The sequence below is a fragment of the Mesorhizobium sp. M7A.F.Ca.CA.002.15.2.1 genome (assembly GCF_003998715.1).
In the GTDB taxonomy this organism is placed as follows: Bacteria; Pseudomonadota; Alphaproteobacteria; order Rhizobiales; family Rhizobiaceae; genus Mesorhizobium; species Mesorhizobium ciceri.
Genome location: NZ_RZPI01000424.1, coordinates 1 through 5,000 on the forward strand (window position 1 = coordinate 1; position 5,000 = coordinate 5,000).

At 59.4% G+C, this 5,000-nt stretch carries 4 protein-coding genes; 2 read left to right on the forward strand and 2 right to left on the reverse strand.

What is annotated here, in order from left to right:
• The first annotated feature begins 403 nt into the window (after positions 1-403).
• Positions 404-1,540 carry a porin gene (locus tag ENZ74_RS21600; RefSeq protein WP_013532599.1) on the forward strand — a complete coding sequence of 379 codons (1,137 nt, stop codon included), beginning with the start codon at positions 404-406 and terminating at the stop codon, positions 1,538-1,540.
• 238 nt (positions 1,541-1,778) lie between these two features.
• The gene (locus ENZ74_RS21605) at positions 1,779-2,873 is read left to right on the forward strand and encodes a site-specific integrase (protein ID WP_013532598.1); all 1,095 of its coding nucleotides are present in this window, start codon (positions 1,779-1,781) and stop codon (positions 2,871-2,873) included.
• Positions 2,874-2,932: 59 nt separating this feature from the next.
• On the opposite strand, the gene ENZ74_RS21610 is transcribed toward ENZ74_RS21605, so the two are convergent.
• Positions 2,933-3,832 (reverse strand): alpha/beta hydrolase, encoded by a 900-nt coding sequence (locus ENZ74_RS21610; protein ID WP_013532597.1) that lies wholly within the window; start codon positions 3,830-3,832, stop codon positions 2,933-2,935.
• A 109-nt stretch (positions 3,833-3,941) separates the two neighbouring features.
• Positions 3,942-5,000: lytic transglycosylase domain-containing protein (locus ENZ74_RS21615; protein ID WP_164761119.1), on the reverse strand; the 1,059-nt coding region annotated here is incomplete at its 5' end.

Below are 5,000 nucleotides of genomic sequence, written 5' to 3' on the forward strand. Positions count from 1 at the left end.
GCATCATTATATGCAAAAATAAGAAGGCGCCGAACCGCGACCCCCATGGATGTGGCGGTTCTGCGGTTGTTTCCTGGCTAGCGACTCGGGAATTCGCCATGATTCCGTCGGCCCATCGCCGGATTCGCCGGCAAACAAGGGAGTGCGGCGGCCTGATGGTTAACGAGAGCTTTCTGAGTGAGGCCAAATCGTGTCATTTGTGCAACAACGCCGGGGGATAGCAGCCAGGCAGCCCTTTCACCGGTACGATCGTGGTTGAACCTCGCCGCCTCATGGGTAATGTCGATTTCGAAGGAGCGGCGCGGTGCGCATCTTTTTCGGTAGTGGGGATGGGGCAGGGAACGCTGTCCTTCAGCAAAGAATACCCAGACCCGTTTTTTAACTTTTGACTGGAGGTCAGAAAATGAACATTAAGAGCCTTCTCCTCGGCTCCGCTGCGGCCCTGATCGCAGTTTCCGGTGCGCGCGCCGCCGACGCCGTCGTCGTCGCCGAGCCGGAACCCGCTGAATACGTCAAGATTTGCGACGTCTACGGCGCTGGCTACTTCTACATCCCCGGCACCGAGACCTGCCTGCGCATCGGCGGCTATATCCGTTATGACATCGGTGGCGGCGACGTCGGCTCGTTCGATGGTGCAAGAAGCGCAGATCATCAGGACATCGGTGAGAGCAACGACACCTGGCGCAAGAGAGCCCGCTTCACGCTGAAGACCTGGACCGGTCAGGAAACCGAACTCGGCACCTTGAAGACCTACACCGAGACCCGCTTCAATTTCAGCAACACCCAACGCGATACGAGCCCGTTCATCAATGCTGCTGGCAACGAGCCTGTTTCGCTGAACTTCGCCTGGATCCAGCTCGGTGGCCTGCGCGTCGGTAAGGACGAATCGGCCTTCGATACGTTCGTCGGCTACGCCGGCAACGTCATCCAGGATACGCTGGTTCCCTATGGCGGCTTCGACACCAACGTCATCCAGTATTACTTCGATGCTGGCAACGGCTTCTCGGCTGTGGTTTCACTCGAAGAAGGCTATGGCGCCTACACGATCGACAGCTATGTTCCGCATGTCGTCGGCGGTGTGAAGTGGACGCAGGGCTGGGGTGCAATCACCGGCGTTGTTTCGTATGACAGCAACTACGAAGAAGTCGCCACCAAGGTTCGCTTGGACGTGAACGCGACGAACGAGCTGACGCTGTTCATCATGGGCGGTTACGGCACCGACGACAACTACACCGACGCAAGCTTGAATTTCCCTGCTGGTGGTCGCGGCATGTACAAGCAGTGGAGCGGCAATTGGGCACTGTGGGGCGGTGGCACCTACAAGTTCAACGAGAAGACCTCGTTCAACGCTCAGGTGTCATATGACGAGGGCAAGAACCTCGGCATCGCGGCGAACATCGCCTACGACGTGGTTCCTGGCTTCACGGTTACGGCCGAAGTCGATTACCTTAATGTCGGCAACGACACCGTGTCCAACTGGACCCATGCCGACAAGAAGAGCAACATCGGCGGTATCCTCCGCTTCCAGCGCTCGTTCTAAGGGCTGGTTCCTTACAGGTGAAATCCAGCCCGGGCGCGCAAACGCCCGGGCTGTTTTTGTTTCGTGACTGGATCAAGGCAAACGGAAGGATGGGGGTAACGGTAGCTGAATAAATCCGTGGGGTGGTTTCGTGGGATCCGCTGATGGGCGGATGAAATCACAACTGCGTGATTAAAATCTCTTGAAAGGACGCTTCCAAGCGGGTAGGGCTGACCTATCCCACTCGGGGGTGTGGCAAATGATGACGAACGAAGCGATTCAAGAGGGCGAGTCCTCTGATCATTTTTCGATGTTTTCTTCTCAAAGTCCGAAGATTCGATACACCTACAACAAGATTAGAGAAGTAAAATCGCATCGGGTCGGAGATCTTTTTTCAGCATATCGGGACATATTATGGGATGATGGGCGGCATAAGTATAATGTCAGCTCGTTCATCGGCGAAATAGACGAGATTCTCCTTGGTGAGCGTTTCAGCGCCTTTGACCAAAGTACCCTGGACAACCTTATCGGCACCCTGCGCCAGCGCGGCAACAGCAACGCAACCATCAATCGAAAGATGGCTGCCCTCAGCAAACTGCTGCGCAAGGCTCACAAGATGGGAGATATCCACAGCCTGCCCGAGTTCCGCCGCCAGAAGGAGCGGGCGGGTCGGATTCGCTTCCTCGAAAGGGACGAAGAGGCGCGCCTGTTCGCCGCCATCAAGAGCCGCAGCGAGGATGCCTACAGGCTTTCCGTTTTCCTGGTCGACACCGGATGCCGTCTCGGCGAGGCGCTTGGGCTGATCTGGAACGATATCCAGGAGCATCGCGTCTCCTTCTGGATCACCAAATCCGGCCGCAGCCGCACCATTCCGATGACCGAGCGGGTCAAGGAGGTCATCAAGCTGCCTCCCACCGAGGGTCGTCGGCCCAAAGGACCGTTCACCAAGCTCAGCCAGGCACAGTTCCGTGCCATCTGGAACGACGCGAAGGCCGAAGTCGGCCTCGGCGCCGACGATCAGGTGGTGCCGCACATATTGCGCCATACCTGCGCCTCGCGTCTTGTCCAGGGCGGCATCGACATCAGGCGCGTGCAGATGTGGCTCGGCCACCAAACGCTGTCGATGACGATGCGCTACGCGCATCTGGCCACCAACGATCTCGATGGCTGTGTCATCGTGCTGGAAACGCCTCGATCGACTCAGCCGGGCGGCAATTGCGCTGAAGGCCCCATGTTTTCTTCGCCCGTGACGACGCCTTCGTCGCCGACGGCAGAGCGGAAAAAGAGGGACGGGGCAGCCGCCGCCGCTAAGGAGTCGCCGAAAGCGACTCGGAAAAGTTCAAAAGCCAAGTAGGCTGAAGAAACTTGCCTATACTATCATAGCTATCCCGTGACCTTGTTCGGTCATGGGATTTACTTCAGGATATTCTTCCGCTCGGCCTGATCGAGAAAAGCGCCTATGTCGCCCGGTAGGCTGCCGGTCTCGAGGAACGGCGCATGGCCCTGACCCTCGACGGTGATCGTCTCCATCATGGAATGGCGCTCTCTCATCTGCTTGAGCGTGTCTGTGGACAGCAATCTCGAATTAACGCCCCGTATGGTGAGCAGAGGAATCGCGGCCAACGCCTCGAATTGCGGCCATAGGTCAGGCAGCTTCTGCGTCAGATCGAGACTGGCAACGGTATCCACCAGCTTCGGATCGAAATCCGGCACCAGCCCACCATCCGTTTCGCGGTAGAGAGCCCATACCATCCGATCCCAATCGGCGCCGGCAAGAGCGGAGAAGTCTTCGCCATGCACGCTGCGCTGGGCGGCCGCCGCCTGTGTGCGGGTTTTCGGTGCCGGGTCGCGCTCGAGATAAGACTGGATATGGGCAAGTCCGGCCGTCTCGATCATCGGTCCGATGTCGTTGAAAACAATGGCTTTCAGGACGGATGGCCGCATCGTCCCGAGCACATGGATGATCAATCCCCCGCGCGAGGTGCCGATGAAGGCCGCTTCTCCGATGTTCAGCGCCGCCAGCCCGGCGAGAATGTCGCCGGCCTCCACGCCGACATTGTAATTTTTGACGTCGGGATCATAAGCTGACTGCCCGCGCCCGCGGTAGTCGAAGGCGATGACCTTTCGTGGAGTTGCCGCATGCGTCGACAGATAGAGCGCCAGCTCGTGAAAATCCCTGGCATTGCGGGTCAGGCCAGGCAGGCAGACAACCGGCCAGGGTCCGGAATTGGCCTCGCCATAGACGCGCGCATGGAGTTTTAACCCGTCCGGTGCGCTGTAGAAGAAGTCGGAAAAAAGCTGCTCGCTTGCCATCGGAATGTGCGACCTCGCTGTATCAATCTGGACAGCTACAGGCGAGGGCAGGGATGGTCAATAAAAGGCGCTCTTGCCTTCTCCCACAAGTGGAGAAGGACAGAAAGGCTCAACTCCGCCCGTTCACCAGATCCCCGACAATGTCGTATTCGCCGGAAATACGCATCTTGTAGACCTCGTAATTCTCCATCACTCGCTGAACGTAACTTCTTGTTTCCGTGTAGGGAATCCGCTCGATCCAGTCGACGACCGCGTCGATGTCCTTGCCGCGCGGGTCGCCATATCTGCCCACCCACTGCCTGGCCCGGTTGGGGCCGGCATTGTAGCCGGCGAAGGTCAGCACGTAGGAGCCGTTGAAGCGGTCGAGCTGTTCGCCGAGGAAGGCCGAACCAAGCGTCGCGTTGTAGCCGGCATCGGTGGTCAGCCGTGTTTGCGAAAACTGCAGCCCGGCCTTCTTCGCCAATTGCCTTGCGGTTCCCGGCATCAGCTGCAGCAGCCCGCGCGCGCCGGCGCTCGACACGGCGCCGATGTTGAATTCGCTTTCCTGGCGGGCGATCGCATAGGCCAGCGCCTTGCCTGAGCCGGAAATGTCGGCCGAATCGGGAATGACGCCGAGCGGATGCGACAATGCGCCGACATCAATGCCGCGCGCCCCGGCGATCTTGCCGATTTTCAGCGCCATGAAATGGTTCCCTTGCTTTTCGGCAAGGACAGCGAGCAGCGCCAGTTCGCCTGGACTGGTCAACTGCCCGGCAAGGTCGCGATAGAGCGTCTCGGCATAGCGGTCGTAGCCCGCCTCCTGCAGCCGCTTGATGGCGCTGACGGCCTCGCGGCCGGCAAAGTTCTGCCGGTCGGCTGCGCTTGGCGAGGGATAGACGATGTTGAGCGCCTGCCGGCCGACACGTTCGGCGGCAAGCTGGCCGTAGAATGTCGTGCCGTAGGCAGCGGCGCGCGCAAAATAATCCTTGGCGTTGCCCGGGCCGCCGACTTCGGCGGCACGGCCGAGCCAGTAATACGCGCGCGACAGCGTCATCGGCCCTTGGGCAAGGTCGGCGATGCGAGCGAAATGCGTTGCGGCAAGCTTGGGGTCGTTCAGGCAGCGCAACGCGTACCAGCCGGCATGGAATTCGGCGTCGGCCGCATTGGTGGCACTTTCGGCAGAGTGTGT